Source organism: Candidatus Velamenicoccus archaeovorus, assembly GCF_004102945.1.
GTDB classification, from domain to species: Bacteria; Omnitrophota; Gorgyraeia; order Velamenicoccales; family Velamenicoccaceae; genus Velamenicoccus; species Velamenicoccus archaeovorus.
This window is the reverse complement of the sequence record NZ_CP019384.1, coordinates 1,343,985-1,363,021: the sequence shown is the minus strand read 5'-3', so window position 1 is coordinate 1,363,021 and position 19,037 is coordinate 1,343,985. Positions and strand designations below refer to the sequence as shown.

General features: G+C 54.2%; 17 protein-coding genes. 16 read left to right on the top strand and 1 reads right to left on the bottom strand.

Features of this window, described 5'->3' with window-relative positions; genetic code table 11:
* Window positions 1–97: 97 nt before the first annotated feature.
* The 6 genes from BU251_RS06175 (at window position 98) to BU251_RS06150 (ending at window position 6,896) form a co-directional block, all read left to right on the top strand.
* Window positions 98–844: a ZIP family metal transporter gene (locus BU251_RS06175; RefSeq protein ID WP_128700185.1), complete on the top strand. Its 747-nt coding sequence runs from the start codon at window positions 98–100 to the stop codon at window positions 842–844.
* A 3-nt stretch (window positions 845–847) separates the two neighbouring features.
* The gene (locus BU251_RS06170) at window positions 848–1,774 is read left to right on the top strand and encodes a cation diffusion facilitator family transporter (protein ID WP_128700184.1); all 927 of its coding nucleotides are present in this window, start codon (window positions 848–850) and stop codon (window positions 1,772–1,774) included.
* Window positions 1,775–1,776: 2 nt separating this feature from the next.
* A complete protein-coding gene (locus tag BU251_RS06165; protein ID WP_128700183.1) occupies window positions 1,777–2,493 on the top strand; it encodes a cytochrome c biogenesis CcdA family protein in 717 nt (238 codons plus the stop codon).
* The gene (locus BU251_RS06160) at window positions 2,490–3,647 is read left to right on the top strand and encodes a redoxin domain-containing protein (RefSeq protein WP_128700182.1); all 1,158 of its coding nucleotides are present in this window, start codon (window positions 2,490–2,492) and stop codon (window positions 3,645–3,647) included. Before BU251_RS06165 ends, BU251_RS06160 begins: the two co-directional genes overlap by 4 nt.
* Before the next feature lie 113 nt (window positions 3,648–3,760).
* Complete coding sequence (locus tag BU251_RS06155; RefSeq protein ID WP_128700181.1) at window positions 3,761–6,013, top strand: sensor histidine kinase; 2,253 nt, start codon at window positions 3,761–3,763, stop codon at window positions 6,011–6,013.
* On the top strand, window positions 6,003–6,896 hold the full coding sequence (locus BU251_RS06150; protein ID WP_128700180.1) for a DUF192 domain-containing protein: 894 nt from the start codon (window positions 6,003–6,005) through the stop codon (window positions 6,894–6,896). The genes BU251_RS06155 and BU251_RS06150 overlap by 11 nt, the downstream gene beginning before the upstream one ends.
* An 89-nt stretch (window positions 6,897–6,985) precedes the next feature.
* On the opposite strand, the gene BU251_RS06145 is transcribed toward BU251_RS06150, so the two are convergent.
* A complete protein-coding gene (locus BU251_RS06145) occupies window positions 6,986–8,893 on the bottom strand; it encodes a DEAD/DEAH box helicase (RefSeq protein WP_128700179.1) in 1,908 nt (635 codons plus the stop codon).
* Window positions 8,894–9,052: 159 nt separating this feature from the next.
* Here BU251_RS06145 and BU251_RS06140 point away from each other — a divergent pair, with 159 nt between their 5' ends.
* The 10 genes from BU251_RS06140 (at window position 9,053) to lysS (ending at window position 19,035) form a co-directional block, all read left to right on the top strand.
* A complete protein-coding gene (locus tag BU251_RS06140; protein ID WP_128700178.1) occupies window positions 9,053–9,637 on the top strand; it encodes a hypothetical protein in 585 nt (194 codons plus the stop codon).
* Between the two features lie 70 nt (window positions 9,638–9,707).
* A complete protein-coding gene (locus tag BU251_RS06135; protein WP_128700177.1) occupies window positions 9,708–10,313 on the top strand; it encodes an acyloxyacyl hydrolase in 606 nt (201 codons plus the stop codon).
* Between the two features lie 146 nt (window positions 10,314–10,459).
* Window positions 10,460–10,915 (top strand): GatB/YqeY domain-containing protein, encoded by a 456-nt coding sequence (locus BU251_RS06130; protein ID WP_128700176.1) that lies wholly within the window; start codon window positions 10,460–10,462, stop codon window positions 10,913–10,915.
* A 103-nt stretch (window positions 10,916–11,018) separates the two neighbouring features.
* Window positions 11,019–11,705: a Crp/Fnr family transcriptional regulator gene (locus BU251_RS06125; protein WP_128700175.1), complete on the top strand. Its 687-nt coding sequence runs from the start codon at window positions 11,019–11,021 to the stop codon at window positions 11,703–11,705.
* Between the two features lie 95 nt (window positions 11,706–11,800).
* Window positions 11,801–12,577, top strand: a complete 777-nt coding sequence (locus BU251_RS06120; protein ID WP_128700174.1) for a 4Fe-4S binding protein — start codon at window positions 11,801–11,803, stop codon at window positions 12,575–12,577.
* A gap of 56 nt (window positions 12,578–12,633) precedes the next feature.
* Complete coding sequence (gene hcp, locus BU251_RS06115) at window positions 12,634–13,920, top strand: hydroxylamine reductase (protein ID WP_128700974.1); 1,287 nt, start codon at window positions 12,634–12,636, stop codon at window positions 13,918–13,920.
* Window positions 13,921–14,205: 285 nt separating this feature from the next.
* Window positions 14,206–15,309, top strand: a complete 1,104-nt coding sequence (gene nspC / locus BU251_RS06110) for a carboxynorspermidine decarboxylase (protein WP_128700173.1) — start codon at window positions 14,206–14,208, stop codon at window positions 15,307–15,309.
* 35 nt (window positions 15,310–15,344) lie between these two features.
* Entirely contained in the window at window positions 15,345–16,592 is a 1,248-nt protein-coding gene (locus BU251_RS06105; protein WP_128700172.1) for a saccharopine dehydrogenase family protein, read from the top strand.
* 252 nt (window positions 16,593–16,844) lie between these two features.
* Entirely contained in the window at window positions 16,845–17,225 is a 381-nt protein-coding gene (locus BU251_RS06100; protein WP_128700171.1) for an S-adenosylmethionine decarboxylase family protein, read from the top strand.
* Window positions 17,226–17,571: 346 nt separating this feature from the next.
* Window positions 17,572–19,035, top strand: a complete 1,464-nt coding sequence (lysS, locus tag BU251_RS06095; protein WP_128700170.1) for a lysine--tRNA ligase — start codon at window positions 17,572–17,574, stop codon at window positions 19,033–19,035.
* The last annotated feature ends 2 nt before the right edge of the window (window positions 19,036–19,037 follow it).

The following is a 19,037-nucleotide window of genomic DNA, read 5'->3' as shown; positions in this document are numbered from 1 at the left end:
CCAGGCGCCTGGTTTTCTTATTGGTTGACAAAGCGCGCTTCTTAGACTAATCTTTAAGAAAGAAAATCTACCATAACCTGTGGAAAACATGGATATTATGAAGACCTGGCTTTACACCTTGGTGAGCGTTTTTCTGGTCAGCCTCATCTCTTTGGTTGGCATCGTGACTTTGGCCATGGACGAGAACCGTCTGAAAAGGGCCCTGCTTTTTCTGGTCAGCTTTGCTGTCGGCGGGTTGTTCGGGGACGTTTTTATCCATATCCTTCCAGAGGCTTTTGAAAAGGCCGCCTCGCCTTTGCGCGTCTCCTTCGGCGTCATGGCCGGCATCCTCGTGTTCTTCATCCTTGAAAAATTCATCTATTGGCGGCACTGCCATTCGGGCATCTGCGACATGCACAGCAAGCCCGTTGTCTGGCTCAATCTGATCGGCGACGGCTTCCATAATTTTATCGACGGCATTATTATCGGCGCCAGCTATTCGGTCAGTTTTCCTATCGGCTTGACGACGACGCTGGCCGTCATTTTGCATGAGATTCCCCAAGAGATTGGCGATTACGGGATCCTTGTCAACGGCGGTTTGGGCCGTTTCCGGGCGCTGTTTATGAATTTTTTGTGTGCGCTGGTGGCGGTCATAGGATCGGTGACAGCGCTCCTCGTCGGCCCGCATATTAAAGATTTTGCGGATTATGCGCTGCCTCTGACGGCGGGAGGTTTTATCTATTTGGCCGGATCGGATCTGATCCCCGAACTTCATCGCGAAGTACGTTTTTCGCGTTCTGTTTTTCAGTTGTTGTCCATCATCCTGGGCGTCGCAGTCATGGCGCTCCTTCTACTGGTGGGATAATCCATGTCTCTGCACCATCATGAACATGCCTTTCATGCCCCGGCGGGAGAAAAGGGCTACGTGCGCGCCGTCCGGCGGATCCTTGTTGTTATCCTGGGATTGAACTGGCTGGTGGCGATCCTGAAATTGGTCTTCGGCTACCTGATCAACAGCACCAGCATGGTGGCCGACGGGTATCATTCCTTTGCGGACGGCGCTTCCAATATCGTCGGTCTCCTGGGCATGAGGATCGCCGGGCAACCCATGGACGAAGACCATCCTTACGGCCACAAGAAATACGAGACCCTCGCTTCGCTTGTCATCGCTTTCCTGTTGTTTTTGGTCTGTTTGAATCTTATCCACAGCGGCTGGGAGAGACTGCGGACGAAGAGCGCGCCGGAAGTCAATATCTGGGGTTTTGTCGTTCTCGGCTTGACGATGCTGATAAATACGGCCGTCATGTTCTATGAGAGCCGCCGCGGCCGCGCCCTCGGCAGCGATATCCTTGTCGCGGATGCCATGCATACGCGGGCGGATCTTCTGACATCCTGTTCCGTCGCCGTTGCCCTGATCGGCGTCAAGATCGGATTTCCCATCCTGGACCCTCTTGTGGCCATGGTCATCGCCGTTTTTATCGCCATTTCGGGCTTGGAGATCCTTAAAGGGTCTTCGGCCATTCTGTGCGATACGGCGGCCATCGATCGCCGCGCCATCGAACGCCTCGTGATGGCGATTCCCGAGGTCAAAAAATGCCACAAGATCAGGACGCGCGGCCGTCACGACGATATCTTTATCGACCTGCATCTCCTGGTAGATGACAACATGAAGGTGGTCCGGGCCCATGATCTGACCGTCAAGATCGAGGATCTTATTAAAAAGGAATTTTGCGGGGTCAGCGATATCGTCGTTCATGTCGAGCCTTTGAGCAGCGAAGCGCATCACGATGATTAACGGTGGATAGAGTCTCTTTCGCCATAGCGTTCGGCGCCGGTTTATTGTCTTTTTTGAATCCCTGCGTTTTGCCTCTTATTCCCGGTTTCCTGGGATATCTTTCCGGCGTTTCTTTGGCACAAGCCTCTGCGGGGCGCCGCAGGATTTTTTTATGCTCCTGTTTTTTTGTGCTGGGATTCGCCTCGGTCTTTGCCCTCCTCGGCGTCTTGCTCAATACCATCCTTCAGCAGGTCTCTTTCGCGGCCAAAGAATGGCTGGGGCGTATCGGCGGCATCGTCATTATTGTTTTCGGCCTGAATCTTCTGGGGCTTCTGGAGATTCCTTGGCTCCAGAGAGAGCATAAGGTCCGGCTGAGGACAGGGGCCCGGCTGCCTCCTTATGTTTTTTCCTTCGTCTTCGGAGCGGCTTTTGCGGTCGGCTGGACCCCCTGCGTCGGAGCCATCCTGGGCAGCATCTTGGCCCTGGCCGCCAGCCGGCCGGCGGCAAGCTTCTGGCTTTTGCTCGGCTATGCCCTCGGTCTTGGCGTTCCGTTCCTTTTGACGGGGTTATTTGCGTCTTTTGCCGTGAAATGGACCGGCCGGCTGGCCCGTTATTTGTGGATCATCAACCGCTTGATGGGTATTTTTCTGATTCTTCTGGGCATCCTTGTTTTTACAGATGATCTGGCGGCGGTTGTGAACGGCACCTTTTTGAATAAAGCATTGTTGAAACGGATATGACAAAGAGACCTTTTTTATTGTTTGTTGCCGTTGCGGCGATCGTCGCGGCTATATATGTCCTGGAGCCCCGTAAAGAGAAAGAATTGTCCGGCGTTCCTGCGTCTGTCGCCGCCAGCCAGGAGATCGCGGCGCCTGTCGCGCAAGGGGTGGCGAATACAAAACGGATCGCGGAGAAAAAAATGAAATACGAACGCGCCAAAGAATTCATTTCACCCGACGGCTACATCAATACGAAACCTTTCCGTCTTTCCGATGCGATCGGCAAGAAGGTCATCCTCATCGACTTCTGGACCTATAGCTGTATCAACTGTCAAAGGACGCTGCCCTATTTGACCGCATGGGACGCCCAATACGGATCCGAAGGACTTCTGATCATCGGCGTGCACGCCCCGGAATTCGGTTTTGAGAAGGTCTATGACAATGTCGCCGTGGCCGTCAAGAAAGCGGGGATCCATTATCCGGTGATCCTGGACAATGCCCATGCCAACATGCGTCTCTACGATACCCTTTACTGGCCTACGAAATACCTGATCGATATCGACGGCTTCATCGTTTACAAACATGTGGGCGAAGGCGGCTACGGCCAGACCGAACAGGTGATCCGTCGTCTCCTGGAAGAACGCCGGCGTGTCCTGCATATCGCAGAGGGCGCGTCTTCTCTTGGCGCCGTCCGGCCCGGAAAGATTGATGAGGTTGATTTTGGTTCGATCGGCACGCCGGAGATTTATCTCGGGGCCGAGACGACGCGCGGTAACTTCGGCAGCCCCGAAGGATTTGAAGAGGGCAGGGTCATCCGCTATGTCCTGCCGGATACGCTGGCGCCTAACCAGGTCTATTTGGAAGGGGAGTGGTTCAATGATGCCGATCATCTCCGTCTGCAGTCGGCTACAGGGAAGATCGTCCTCATCTATAAGGCCAAGTCCGTCAATCTCGTCGCCGGTGCCCCTGGAGCCGGTGCGAGGCTCATGATTAAGGTAGATGGCAGATATATCGGTCAGTCGTATAGCTGCGAAGACGCGGGGGATGGGGGCATGGTCAAGGTCTCCGGCCATGATATGTACCACATTATCTGCGGTCCGGGATATGGCCAGCACAAGCTCGAGATCGAGGTGGACGGGCCCGGTTTGTCGATCTACGCCCTTACCTTCGGATAGGTCAGGAGCTCGCCGGAAAAGCCGGGGCGATCCTGCGGGTTTAAGCGCCACATTCACCTTGCCATTTGCCGTAAAGCACGTTATGATAGAAATGTTTCCTATCGATTGTCCCTATGTCTGAAAAATCAGCGTTATACAGAGAAGTCTTTAAGTCCTTCTTCCTCGCCTTCAAAAGGCTTTCGCTCTATGTCTCCCAGCATTCCCTGTCCCGTGAGACTTTGCACAGCCTTTTTTCCATCTTCGATACGATTCTTAAAGAAAAAACAGAGATAATTTTTGCCGCAGGCCTCCCGGGCGGCCGGATGCTTCTGAATGAGGAGCCGATGGACGCAGATGTCACGGGGGTCCGGGAGATTTACGACCGGTTCGTGAACTTTGGGCTTGAAGCTGTTGTTTTCTTGCGGGGAGTGGAACCCGGCGAGTTAATTGATTTTATCAAGGCATTGGCGTCTTCCAGGGATACGGATACCGGTGAGGGCCGTTCGACGCCGGCAATTCTGTTGAGCGGCTCCAGGCATATCCAGGTCCGCAGGCTGTCTCCTGAGAGATTGCGTGAGGCAGGCGCGGTGCTTTCCGATGTGCGGCCCGAAGGCCAGGCGGAGTCTGAGGGGATGGCCGGGCATATCCAGGATTTCTTGAGCGGCAGGAGGGGGGATTTGTCGCAGCCCCCTGAAGGCATTTTTGAGAAGCTTGAGCGGGATCCGGGGTCTATCGTCGACGTGATCATCCGGAGCGCCAAAGAGACCGGGAATTTTGAGGCCGTCATCAAGAAATTCATCGCCTGGATGGCCGAACATATCGCGCCCATTATCCTGAAACGCAAGCCGGATCCGTCGGGTTTTATGGAGCGCGTCTTCGATTCATTCCGCAAGAAAAATACGGTTTTTATTTTTTTGACTGCCGAAGATGCAATCCGGTCCTGTACAGACGATATCAAGATGGCCATGGCATTTTATGCGTTTTCGTCTTTTGAAAACGCACCCGGGGAATCTGTCAGCCTGGGGGCCCGCATCTTCAACGAAGAGAGGGATGGGGAGAGGCTGGTGCCCAGGCTCCAGGATTATTTCGTGGGGCGCGGGGCGGCCCGCGACAAGGCCGCCTTGTTTGTCGAAAAGCTTAAAGCGGAGCTTGCCCAGGACAAGGAAGTGGCCGTTTCCAAGAAGAGACTCGACAGGCTTATGCGGATAGCCGAAAGGTTCGACGAGGAACTTGAGAAAGAGGTTCGCCGGGAGACGGAAGATCTGACCTCTCTCAATAAGAGGCTGGCCGATGAGAAAGAGAGGACGGATGCCATTATGCGCCATGTGGCCGAGGGCGTTGTCGTCGTCGACCGGGAAGGCCGCATCGTGATGATGAACCCGGCGGCCGAGAAGCTCCTCGACAGCCGGGCCAAGGAGTCTCTCGGCAGGTATCTCGTCGAGAGCTTGAAAAATGAGCATCTCTTGGCCGTCGCCAAAGATCTGGACGCCGAAATGGGGACCCAGGTGACGAAGGAGATTGAACTCGACAGTAAAGACGAGACGACCAAGAAAGTCCTGAGGGCGTCTACGGCTGTCGTCGAGAACGAGGATGGCGATACCGTCGGGATGGTGTCGGTTTTGAGCGATATCACGCACGAGAAACAGATCGAAGAGATCAAGTCGCAATTTGTCTCTCTGGTGACGCACGAACTGCGCACGCCTGTGGTGGCGATCCAGAAGTCCCTGGAACTCATCGACAGCGGCGTCACCGGCGCCATCAATGACGACCAGAAGCGGTTTCTGGCCATTTCCAAGCTCAACCTGGCGCGTCTCAACAGCCTCATCAACGATCTTCTGGATATGTCCAAGCTCGAGGCCGGCAAATTTGTCCTCCTGCCGTCTTCTTTCGATATCCGGGGCGTCATCCAGGAGGTCAAGGTGTCTCTTTCAAGCTGGGTGAGCGACAAGGAGATCGTGCTGAAGATCGACCTGCCGGAGGCGCCCGTGACGGTCAATGCGGATAGGGACCGCATGGTGCAGGTCATGGTGAACCTTGTCGGCAACGCTTTGAAGTTCACGCCGAAAAAAGGAGAAGTCCATATCAAGCTCAAGCCATTGGATCTGAAAGAAAAGATATGCCAGGAGCCGTGCGTGGAGATCGCGGTCCATGATTCGGGCATCGGCATCGACCCGAAAGATTTCAAGAGGATATTCAACAAATTCGAACAGGTCAGCCTCGTTTCGCCTGTCGGCACAGGCGGAACGGGATTGGGTTTGTCCATTGCCAAAGAGATCATCAATCTTCACGGGGGAGATATCTGGGTGGAGAGCCAGATCGGTCACGGCAGCACGTTCACCTTTGTCGTCCCCAGGGCGTTCCGCGGAGGGAAAATAGATGTCCAATAAGCCGATGAATCAGCCCCAGGATTCCAAGAGCGACTTTTACATCATGATCGTCGACGATGAGAAGGATTTTCTCGATTCGATCAGGTACTGGTTTACCTCTCAGGGGTACCGTATCGAGGCCCTTATGTCCGGCGCCGAGGCCATTGAAATGATCAAGAGCAAGAAACCGGGGATCGTTTTCCTCAATCTGCAGATGCCCCGTCAGGAGGGTATCGAGACGCTGAGGGCGATCAGGGAAGTGGATGACCGGCTTCCTGTGGTCATGCTTTCGGCGTTCGGCGAGGAAGAGATGAGCGTGGACGCCTACAAGCTCGGCGTCAACGGGTTTTTTGACAAATCGAGTAATTTTTACAAGGCCGAGCATCTGATCAATACCCTTGTGCGGGTGATCGCTCGCCGGCACGGGACGTCGCCCCATCCTGTTACCCCCCGGATGTCCATGAAGCGCCGCCTTCTCTGGGCGTTGATAGGTTTTCTGGCGGTTTGCAGTCTTGTGTTGTTCGCGGCCCAAAGACAAGCTTCACCGCAGGTGTGTTTTGGGCCCAGCGTTTGTCTGCGCGTGGAGGTGGCTGACACCGATGCCGCAAGGCAAAAAGGCCTGATGTACCGGCGTTTTCTGCCGCAGGACCGCGGGATGCTTTTTGTTTTTTCTCAGGAAGGCATATGGGGGTTCTGGATGAAGAACACGAGGATCCCGCTGGATGTTATCTGGATGGATTCTTCAGGCAGGATCGTCGATATGGCACGCAATGTCGAGCCTTCCGGCCCAGGCCAGCCGCCCGTTTTTAGCAACAGTCGCCCCGCCAGATATGTTCTTGAAGCCAACGCCGGGTTTGCCGATCGCAACAAGATTGCTGTCGGGGATCAGGCGGAGATTCGTTAAGGCTTCATGGCCGGATCCAGACTTTGACTGTGCCGTTTATCCTTCCCGTAATCGAGCCGCAGAATGCGGGGTCATCCAGGAAAGAAACCTCAGGTCTGCCCTGTCTCGGGCGGGGCGAGCACGGGGAGATTTATTTGTTTTTCCGCGTCCACTTCGTTGCGGTTGATGAGACGGATGGCCTTTTCGATCTTTTCTTTCATCTCTGTCGGCAGGTTTTTGATCTCGCGCATCTCGTTCAAGATCTGCAGGGCCATGCGGAAATACCTGACAATCTCTCCTTCGTCCGTATCCGTCAGCGTCGCCACCCGTCCGAAGTCTTCGCCTTTCATCCATGCTTCCATCGCCGGCGAAAGGTGCCACCAGAGTTTTTTTGAGACGGGATAAATCCTGCATCTTTGTTCTTTGGCCCGCAGGGCTTCGTAGAGTTTGTCGCTTGCCTGTTTGATCTGACGGCATCCTTGGGGCAGGCGGGCGGGAGGTTGCTGGTATTTTCTCGGCTCGAAGACGGCCGCGGCCGCAAGCATCCCCAGGCTTGCGACGTCCAGAGACTGCAGGATACGTTTGTCGTAGAGCTCGGAAATGATCAACTCGTAGCCGTAGATCGCCTTGGCGAAATCCCCTTTGTCCGTCAGGGCGCTGTCTTTGATGAAGCCGAGCTCCTTGAGCAGGCTCATTTTTGCCGCCAGGAGCCGCGCGGCTTCTTTTTGTTCATTCTTGCGCGAGCCATAGAAGTGGAACGAGAGCGGGTAGATGTCCAGGAGCCTGTCTTTGAGCTGCCCGAAAAGATTCAGGAGCGTCGCGTAGGAGGTATTGAACTGGCTTTTGACTTCCTCCGGCCGTCCGAAGACGATGCGCCGGACCTCTTCAGGCCTGATCTTGGCAGGATGGACGCGGCAGTAGACGAAACCCTCTTTATCCATGCCGCGCCGGCCGGCGCGGCCGGCCATCTGGTAGAAATCCCTGGTTTTGAGGTTGCGGGCATAGCGGCCGTAGATTTTTCTTAAATCGTCGAAGATCACCGAACGGCTCGGCATGTTGATGCCGAGGGCGAACGTCTCTGTGGTGAAGATGAGTTTCAAAAGGTGGCTGGTGAAAAGCTGTTCGATGATTTCCTTGAGCGTCGGCAGCATCCCGGCGTGATGGAAGGCGATGCCGCGCCGCACGAGAGGGAAGATATCTTTGGCGGATGCATTATCCTGGAGACCGTATTTCCGGCAGAGGGAGTCAAAGAGTTCTGAGATCCGCATTTCTTCCCCGGGCGCCAGAAAGCGGTGGCCGCGCGATTCATACGCCAACTCTTCCGTTTTTCTCCTGCTGAAGGCAAAATAGATGGCCGGCAGTCCTCCCTGGGATTCCAGGCGTTCGATCAGGGTGTCGAGCCGGTTGGGTCTGCCGGGATGATAGGCAGAGGCGTCAATTTTGTCCGTGACGCGGTCGTGGCACTGGAAGAAGATATGAAGAGGGACAGGCCGGTTGTTTTCGATGACGACCCTGACGTCTTTGTGATGGATGGTTTTGAGCCAGGAGGCAAACGCGTCGATATTGGGGATCGTCGCGGAAAGTCCGAGAAAATTCATGTGTTCCGGCAGGAGGATCAAGGATTCTTCCCAGACGGTGCCGCGTTCGGGGTTGTCGATATAATGGATCTCGTCGTAAATGACCCAGGAGTATTGTTTGAGCGATCCGGGGTCGTCGAGGATCCTGTTGCGGAATATCTCCGTCGTCATGATGAGGACGGGCGCGTGCGGATTGATGGAGATGTCGCCGGTCACGATGCCGATGGCACTTCCATAGAGCCGGCGAAAGTCCCTGAATTTCTGGTTGGAGAGGGCCTTGATGGGCGCCGTGTAGATGACGCCTTTCTGTTGGGCGATGGAGGCGGTGATGACATGCTCGGCAATAGCTGTTTTTCCTGCGCCCGTCGGCGCCGAGACGACGACAGAGCAACCTTGATTGATAAAATCGATGGCTTCTTGTTGGAAGCGGTCGTAAATCATAAAGCTATTATAGACAATATCGCCATAAAATCAAAGGGCGGGATGCCTGCGTCCGTGTCATCGGCGAAAAGATTTTTAAAGTAGATTTTTTTATCAGATTAGATATAATAAAGGCATATTATTCAGGAAATGGTGCGGACGGTCTTATAGCGGGACGATATGAATACGCGTCGGACACGGGTGCAGGACAAATCGCAAGGGCTTGGGGCCCTTGTCCTGCACCAAAAAGCCCCGGACTCTCGTCTGGAGATGAAGGTTTGGTGCAGGATTTCGCCATGCACCGAGAGAAAAGAAGCTGCTGCCTCGTCTCTTCTGCGGACGTGCTGGCGGGGCTTCGCTTTTTTTTGCCTGAGCGCCGTTGTTCTGTGCAGCGGATGCGCCCATCTCAAGGAATTCGGGAAAGAGGTATGGGGAACGTCCATGACCCATCTGGAACGGGCGCGCGCGGACGCTAAGATCGTTATTGTCAAGAAGCCCAAGCATGATGCTTTTATGCGCGCCGATGAAATTCTCAAGGCCAAGGGCGCGAATATTTATCTGAGGGGCGAGAATGACGCTTATCTGGCCGCAATGAAATTTGCCGGGTTTGTGGATACGACGCAGGTGGGATTGTTCTTTACCCCGGTGGACGAAGGGTCCACGAAGATCGAGGTGGCGTCCCTAAGCCCGTGGTTGGCGCAGACCGTGGCGGACATGCTGACGGAGGGTTTCCAGGAAAAGCCGAAAGAGACGGTGTCCGCCTAAGGGAGTTTCGCGCGTTTGTGCGGTGGATATAGATCTTTTTAAACACGCCCCATTAACAAAGGAGCAGGGCATGAAAAAATCAGCACGTGGCTTTGCGGTAGCGGGTCTGATCGTTCTTTTAGCCTTATCTTGCCTTGTGACTCCGGCCTTTGCCGAGAGACCGCAGGAGGGCATCGGCAAGTGGCTGCAGGAGATCGGTTTCTTCACCGGCTATATCCAGGCAGACTTGAAGAACCAAGACGACGAACAGGCCATTCCTTTGGGTGTGCGCTTCGGTTTTGACCTCAAGCCGTTCACCAAAAAATTCGGCTTCGAACCCAAGGGGATGCTGGAGCTGATCTATGAGATATTTGCAGGCAACATCTTTCAACCAGAGAACAACGCGGAAATGGGCGCGGGTTTCTATTTGCGCTATTCCTATCCTCTGACAAAGAAACTCTATCCTTATATAGAGGGAGGAACGGGGTTGTACTATATGACGTTGCACACCTATGAACAGTCGACGCAGTTCAATTTCGCCTCGGCCGGCGGCGCAGGCCTGACATATTTCATAAAGGATAATGTAGCTGTCAATGTCGGCTACAGGATGCGTCATGTGTCCAATGCGTCCATCAAGGAACCGAACGGCGGCATCAACGCCAATATGTATCTTGTCGGCATGTCGTGGTATTTTTAATGAGGACATTATTTGCGGAACCGCCGCGGCGCGGCAGGTGAACGTAAATGATCCGTCCGAATTAGATCCCTGACGTTTTCCTGTGAATATTGTTCAGGTAGGCGTCAAGGATCTGGTTTTAGATAGAGAAGGTCAGGAGGCGGGATATGACACTTGAAGATAAGATCATGGCCGATTTCAAGGACGCCATGAAAACCAAAGACCAACTGCGCACGCAGACGATCAGCTTTTTGCGTTCGCAGATGAAATACTGCGCTATCGAGAAGAGAACCGAGAAGCTCGATGACGCCGATGTTATAGGTGTCATCAAAAAGCTCGTCAAGCAGCGTCAGGAATCCATCGCCCAGTTTGAGAAGGGCGGACGCCAGGACCTAGTCGATAAAGAGAAGAAAGAGCTGGAGATCCTCAAGGGCTATTTGCCTCAAGAGATGTCCGCGCAGGAACTGGAGAAGATCGTTCGCGCCGTGATGGCCGAGACCCAGGCTTCATCGCTTAAAGACATGGGCCGCGTGATGAAGGAGGTCCTGATCAGGACCGGAGGCCGCTGCGATAACAAGACGGTGAGCGACTTGGTCAAAAGCAGCCTGGCCGGCCCGGCGTAAATTTTTTTGACAGCTCCGTCTCCGAATGTTACCGTAAGAGGGCTCGGAATCGCCTTCTTGTGACCCCGCTGCAAATCACGTGTCGGATTTTAAAGTTTATCGCATGGCCGTATCTCATAGCCTTTCTCTCCACAGATGTTTTTTATTTTGCCGCATCGACCCCCGTTATCTGGGCGCCATCAGGAATTTTTCCATTCGGCGCAAGTTTGCCGCCGGCGAGACGGTCTTCCGTGAAGGGGAGCCTGCCGCCGGATTCTTCGTCGTCCTCAACGGCAGGGTCAAGGTCTATAAACTTTCCGTCTCCGGTGAAGAGAGGATCCTTCATGTCATCTCCGAAGGCGGCTCCGTCGCCGAAGCGGTCCTTGTCGGCGGGATTGAAAGATATCCGGCCTTTGCCGAAACGTTGACGGACAGCGAGTTATTGTATGTTCCCAAGAGACAGTTTTTGGATTTGATGAGAAGGCATTTTGATCTTTCCCTGTCTGTCTTGGCTTCCTTGAGCGAGAAGCTCCGTTTTTTCAACAGTCTCATCGAGGAGTTGTCCCTTAAAAGCGCTTCGTCCCGGATGGCTAAATATTTTCTGGATACGGCTGTCCAGCGTAACAGTGACCAGTTTGAACTGGATATCAGGAAGAATGAGCTGGCCGCCAGGCTTGGGATCGTTCCCGAGACCTTTTCCCGCATTGCCCGCAAGATGTCCCTCCGCCGCATCCTCCAACTCCGCAAAAAACATGTCCGCCTCCTGGACCGATCCAAACTCGAACGCTTGAGCAGCGGCGAACCGCTTTGAGCATCCCCTATTTTCATATTTTGAAAACTTGACTTGAGTCAAGGACGTTTTTTTCTTCCTGCGTTATGCTTGTTTCCTGGAAAGGAGAAGAGGCCATGAGATCAGCGATACGGACAATCAGGAAGATCATCGAGATCGACGAAGAGAAGTGCAACGGCTGCGGCCGATGCATTCCGAATTGCCGCGAAGGGGCGTTAAGGCTTGTCAACGGCAAGGTAAAACTGGTAAATGATCGTTATTGCGACGGCCTCGGCGCGTGTCTCGGCCATTGTCCTCAAGGGGCCATCCGCTTGGTTGAACGTCCACCAGAAGCCCTTGAGGAACAGCCGGCAGCGGCGCAGGAAGCAGGCTGTGCTTGTGGTGCGGATGCCTCCCAAAAGGCTGTTGACGGTTGTCCGGCCAGCCGGGCTATCGATTTGAAAGGCCGCCTGCGGCAGAAAGAGGCCCCGGCGGCAGGCGGTGGGGCAAAAGAAAAGGCTGCTTCGGCGCTGGCAAATTGGCCGGTGCAGCTGGCGCTTGTCCCCGTCAATGCGCCTTATCTGCGGGGCGCCGATATCCTGCTTGCGGCCGATTGCGCGGGGTTCAGCTGTCCGGATTTCCACGGCAGCCTGCTTTTTGGAAAAATCCTTCTGGTCGCCTGTCCCAAACTGGACGATGCGCAGGCTTATGTCGAGAAACTGGCGCTCATATTCCGGAAGAACGAGATACGGTCTTTAACGATCGTCCACATGGAGGTTCCGTGCTGCTCGGGTCTCAAGATGGTCGTGGCTGAGGCCATGGACCGCGCAGGGGCCCATATACCGGTTGAGGATGTTGTTGTGGGCATTGAAGGAGAGATGAAAGACAATATCGATAGCCGCCGCATTTTCTAAAAAATCATCGGTGTCCGGCGGAGGTGCGGTTAAACAGGAGGGGTGAGGCCATGAGTATGTTTTGTTATCAGTGTGAACAAACAGCCGGCGGGACGGGGTGCACGGTTAAAGGTGTCTGCGGCAAGAATGAGGACATTGCATCTTTGCAGGATACCTTGATTTTCGGTTTAAAGGGCATCGGCGCCTACGCCTACCATGCCCGCGAGCTGGGAGCCAAAGACGACGAGATAGACGCTTTTATGCACGAGGCCATGTTCGCGACGTTGACCAATGTCGATTTCGATGTCGAGCGATTCCTGTCTTTGGTTTTGACCTGCGGCCGGATGAATCTGCGCGTGATGGAGTTATTGAATCAGGCGCACGTCAAGCGTTTCGGCGAACCCCGTCCTGCCGAGGTTGAAACGGGAACGAAGGCAGGCAAGGGGATCCTTGTGACGGGGCACGACCTCCTGGACCTTTACGAGCTTTTGAAACAGACGGAAGGCCAGGGCATTTATATCTATACGCACGGCGAAATGCTGCCGGCCCACGGTTATCCGGAACTGCGCAAGTTCAAACACCTCGTCGGCAATTACGGCAACGCCTGGCAGGAGCAGAGGAAGGATTTTGACGCATTTCCAGGGGCGATCCTCGTGACGACCAACTGTGTCATGATTCCCAAGGATTCTTACCGCCGTCGGCTCTTTACGACCGGCATCGCAGGCGTGGAAGGGGTGAGGCATATCCAGGGACGTGATTTTTCGGCGGTCATCGCCGCAGCGCGGGAACTTCCTTCGTTGCCGGAGGCGCCGGGCAAAAAAATCGCGACAGGATTTCACTACACGGCGGTGCTCGGTCTTTTGGATAAGATCGCGGCGGCGGTCAAGGCCGGCAGGATCCGTCGTTTCTTTGTGATCGGCGGCTGCGACGGCGCCAAGCCAGGGAGGAATTATTATACGCGCCTGGCGGAGCTCGTTCCCAAAGACTGCGGGATCCTGACCGTGGCCTGCGGCAAATACCGTTTTAACAAGATGGAATTCGGCGCGATCGACGGCATCCCGCGTCTCATCGACGTCGGCCAGTGTAATGATGCCTATTCCGTCATCCAGATCGCCCTCGCTTTAAGCAAGGCTTTCGGGCTTCCTGTCAACGAGCTGCCGTTGTCGATCGTTTTGTCCTGGTTTGAACAAAAGGCGGTGGCCATCCTTTTGACTTTATTGTCTCTCGGCATCCAAGGCATGCGCATCGGGCCGACGCCACCCGCTTTTCTTACGCCGGGAGTTTTTAAAATCCTTCAGGAAAAATTCGACCTGAAGCTGATCACGACACCCGAGGATGATATGAAGGCCATGTTGGGTTCATAGCCGCCCTGCCGGGCGCCCTGTCGGGCTGAAAAATCAGGGAAATTCAAAGAATTTTCTTGATTCGTAAAATAATTTCATATAAGATAACACCCATAAGGCCGAACCCCGTCAGAAAGAGCTGTTTCTGGCGGGGTTCAGGTTTTTCCGACGAAAGTGGTCGAAGGAGGCTTTGATAGAGGAAATGGAAAACAGCAAGAGAGACATTCGGTATATTCAGGGGCTTGACCGCGGCAAGGGAGGATGTCATGGGCCGGGTCAGGCTTATTTTTTTGCGGTCTTTTTAAAATGATTTTGAAAACACCCTATTACTTGATCGATGAGAAGAAGCTGCTGGGGAATTTGAGGATTATCCGGCATATCCGGGAGACGTCCGGGGCCAAGTCCGTCTTGGCGTTGAAATGCTTTGCCGCATGGTCCGTCTTCGACCTCATGAAGCGCTATATGGACGGAACGACCTCCAGCTCGGTCTACGAAGCGCGCCTCGGCCATGAAAAATTCGGCAAGGAGGTCCACGCCTATTGCGTCGGTTTCTCCAGGGAGGATGTCCGCCAGGTCGCCGCTTTTTCGGACAAGATTATTTTTAATTCTCTTTCCCAGCTTGAGGCGTTCAGCGGCCTGGCGGGAAGTTGTGCGGTCGGCGTCAGAGTGAACCCCGGCATCAGTTTTTCCCATTTCGACCTTGCGAATCCGGCGAGGAAATATTCGCGGCTCGGCGTGACGGACAGGGCGGCCTTGAAAAAAGCTCTGCCGCGTCTCAGCGGCGTCATGTTCCATTACAATTGCGAGAACGATGATTTCGGTCATTTTGCGCGGCACCTCGAGCATATCGGCCGCGCTTACGGAGATGTGCTGGGGCGGCTGAAGTGGGTCAGTCTCGGCGGAGGACTTTATTTTACCAAGAAGGGGTATCCGGTCGCAAAGTTTTGCAGAACATTGGAGGCCTTCAGCCGCGCCTTCGGCATCCAGGTTTATCTGGAGCCCGGGGAATCCGCCGTCACGCAGGCGGCGCAGCTGGTGACGCGGGTCGTCGATATCGTCCGCAACGGGATGGACATTGCGATCGTGGATGCATCCACCGAGGCCCATATGCTGGACCTGCTCATTTACCGCCAGAACGCCAAGCTCCAGGAAAAGCGGAGAGGGCGTTTTACCTATATGATCGCCGGCCGCTCATGTCTGGCGGGAGACATCTTCGGGACCTATCGCCTGGGCCGGCGGCTCAAGGTCGGCAGCGAGATCAGGTTTCTGGACGCCGCCGGCTATACGATGGTCAAGAAGAACTGGTTCAACGGCCTTCAGATGCCGTCGATCGTCGTCAGAAGGCTTGGCGGGTCGCTGGATGTGGTGCGCCGTTTTTCCTACGGGGATTTTGTCAGCAGCCTGTCGTAGGGAGCTTATCCAAGAGAGAGAAGGAGGCCGCTCATATGAAGAAAAATGTTTTGATCGTCGGGGCCGGCGGCGTGGCTCATGTGGCGGCGCATAAGTGCGCCGAGCACAATGACGTTCTGGGCGACATCTGCATCGCGTCGAGGACCCAGGGCAAGTGCGAGGCCATCATCGAGAGCGTCAATAGAAAAAGTCACCTCAAGGATAAGTCGAAGAAGATTTATTCCCGCAGGATCGACGCCTTGGATGTCCCCTCGACAGTCAAGTTGATCAGGGAGACGGATTCACAGATCGTCATCAACCTGGCCCAGGCTTACGTCAACATGTCTCTTCTGGAGGCTTGTATCCAGGCCGGAGTCGCTTACATGGATACGGCGATCCATGAAGATCCGAACAAGGTCTGCGAAGACCCGCCGTGGTACGCCAACTATGAATGGAAACGCAAAGACCGCTGCAAGGAACACGGCATCACGGCCATCCTCGGCGCAGGGTTCGATCCCGGCGTGGTCAACGCCTATTGCGCCCTGGCCGCGAAGCATTATTTCGATAAGATCGATACGATCGACATCCTTGACGTGAATGCCGGCAGCCACGGCAAGTATTTTGCGACGAACTTCGATCCGGAGATCAACTTCAGGGAGTTCAAAAAGGTCTGGACGTGGATCGACCGCAAGTGGGTCTGTGAAAAGGTCCATGCCGTCAAGATGGTCTATGATTTTCCCGTGGTCGGCAAGATGCCGGTCTATCTGAACGGCCACGATGAATTGCATTCCTTGTCGAAGAACATCGATGCCGATTCCATCCGTTTCTGGATGGGGTTCGGCGACCACTATATCAATGTCTTTACGGTGTTGACCAACCTGGGGTTGACGTCCGAGAAGCCCGTCAGGACCGCCGAGGGCGTTGAGGTCGTGCCGTTAAAGGTCCTCAAGGCCATTTTGCCGGATCCGTCGTCTCTGGCCCCGAACTATACGGGGAAGACCTGTATCGGGAATTACGTCAAAGGCACCAAAAACGGCAAGCGCAGGGAAATATTTATTTATAACATCTGCGATCATGCCGTCTGCTACAAGGAAGTCGAATCTCAGGCGATTTCTTATACGGCGGGTGTGCCTCCGGTGGCCGCCGCGATCCTGATCGCCCGGGGCATCTGGGATCCGAAGACGATGGTGAATGTCGAAGAGCTGGATCCGGACCCGTTCATCGAATTATTGGGCCCGATGGGCCTGCCGACCGTAGTCGAGGAGCATCCGGCGCTCTTGCCGTCGAGCGAAAGGGTGAAATAGGGGGAATATTTTTTTAAAGATATCTTGTGTTGACAGACGCGTGTAGTATAATATCACCCAAGAGCGATGTCCCTGGGTTGTGTCGTCGTCAAAAAAACAATTCCAGGGACAATACATTGAGGGCGCTGAAACAACCGGCGCCCTCTGATGACGCAGATTCATAAACCGATTACACAGATTAAAACTCGAACTTAATCTGTGTAATCTTTTTTAGAAATCTGTGTTATCAAACAACGGGAGGTAAGTAAGGGGATGCCTAAGAACGTCACGATGCCTGCGGGTAGTTTTGGTCTGGAAGTTGTTCTGGATCTTTACGGTTGCGATCCTCAAACGATCCGTTCGGCCAAAAAGCTTTCTGAGTTCACCACCAAGCTCTGCAAGCTGTTGAAGATGAAAAAATACGGCAAGACGCTCCTGCCGCATTTCGGTTACGATAAGGCGCATACCGCGGGTTATTCGATGCTGCAGTTCATTGAGACCAGCTCGATCACGGGGCATTTTTCCGAGCTCTGGAATTCCGCTTACATCAATATCTTTTCCTGCAGGGAATTCGACGCGCACAAGGCTGCGGATTTCACGGTCAAGTTCTTTGGGGCCAGGAAGGCCACCAGGAGGGTGCTTTTAAGGAAGTAAGGCAAGCTATCAGCATCACGATGGCCCTTGGTTGGAATGAGACCAGGGGCCATTTTATTTTTGGGCGGCCCGGTCGTTTTGCAGCACGCTGACCCCGAATAGGCGTTGACAGGGCTTTTTGCGTCGGTTATAATAAAGCACAGATTTTTCTTAAGTTATTTGTTTTTTAGGAGTTAAAGTTAAAAGGATAATGTTTACTCCTTGCCTGAACGCTCGTAAATTTCACGCCAGGGGGGCTCTGGCTATCTTCGCTAGCCGAGCCATCCGGCGTGAAATTTCCTTCGCAGGCTCGGAGTTAATTTTGCAAGGAATAGAAACCCTGTTATAGGCAAAATTAAGGAGCATCATGGAACTCAATGAAATCATACAACAGCGTATCGACAAGCTTTCTGCCTTTAAGGAAGCGGGCATGCGGCCTTACGGTCAGAAATTCGATAAGACGTGTGCCGTCAAGGACTTATTGTCTTCGTTCGAGGACGGCAAAGACATCGTCATCGCCGGCCGGCTGATGGCGAAACGAAAGCACGGCAAGGTCTGTTTTGCCGATTTGCGGGATGAGGGCGCCAGGATTCAGCTCTACGTCCGCAAAGACGATCCTTTGGCGGAAAAAGATTTCGAGCTTTTTAACAAGCTGGATATCGGCGATATCGTCGGGATCGAAGGGGAGACTTTTAAGACGCACACAGGCGAGCCGACCGTCAAGGTCAAGGCCTTCCGGCTTCTGGCGAAGTCGCTGCGCCCCTTGCCGGAGAAGTGGCACGGCCTCAAGGACGTTCAGATCCGCTACCGGCAGCGCTATGTCGATCTCATCGCCAGCCCTGAAGTCCGGGACATCTTTGCCATGCGTTCGAAGATCATGAGTTCTATGAGGTCTTTTTTGAACTCCCGGGGGTTTTTGGAAGTCGAGACGCCCATGATGCACCTGATCCCTGGCGGCGCGGCCGGCAGGCCTTTTGAGACGCACCACAACGAATACGACATGGACCTTTTTCTGCGTATCGCGCCCGAGCTTTACCTCAAGCGTCTGATTGTCGGCGGTTTTGAGAAGATCTATGAGATCAACAGGTCTTTCCGTAACGAGGGGGTTTCGACGCGCCACAATCCTGAATTCACGATGCTGGAGCTTTATGCGGCCTATTGTAATTACGAAGACATGATGAAGATCACCGAGGAGATCTTCGCGCATGTCGCCCAGGAGGTCCTCGGGAAGCTGGAGATCGAGTATCAGGGGCAGAAGATCAATCTGACGCCGCCGTGGCCGCGGCGCTCTTTCGCCCAGGCGGTCAAAGAGCATTTCGATATCAACCCCGAAGATGAGACGGCAGTCATGGTGCAAAAGCTCAGGGCCAAAGGCCGGCCCGTAGAAGACCGGCTTTCCAGGTCCCAGGTCGTGCGCCTTGTCGAGGAGATCCTGACGGCTGATGCCCCGACACAACCTGTTTTTTTTACCGACTATTTCAGCATCCTTTGTCCTTTGGCGAAAAACAAACCGGAGAACCCTTTGATCTCGGAGCGTTTTGAGCTTTATATGGCCGGCATGGAAGTCGCGAACGCCTATTCCGAGCTTAATGATCCTATCGAGCAGAAACAGCGCCTTCAGGAGGAACTCAAGGAAGAGGCCGGATCGGGCCAACGCTGTCTGGATGAGGATTTTGTCGAGGCCCTGGAATACGGCATGCCGCCGACGGGCGGGCTAGGGATCGGCATCGACAGGCTGTGCATGCTGTTTTTGAATCAGCCTTCGATCCGCGACGTCATCCTGTTCCCTTTGCTGCGTCCGGAAAAGGGGACGGAAGGCGCGGAAGGTTAAGC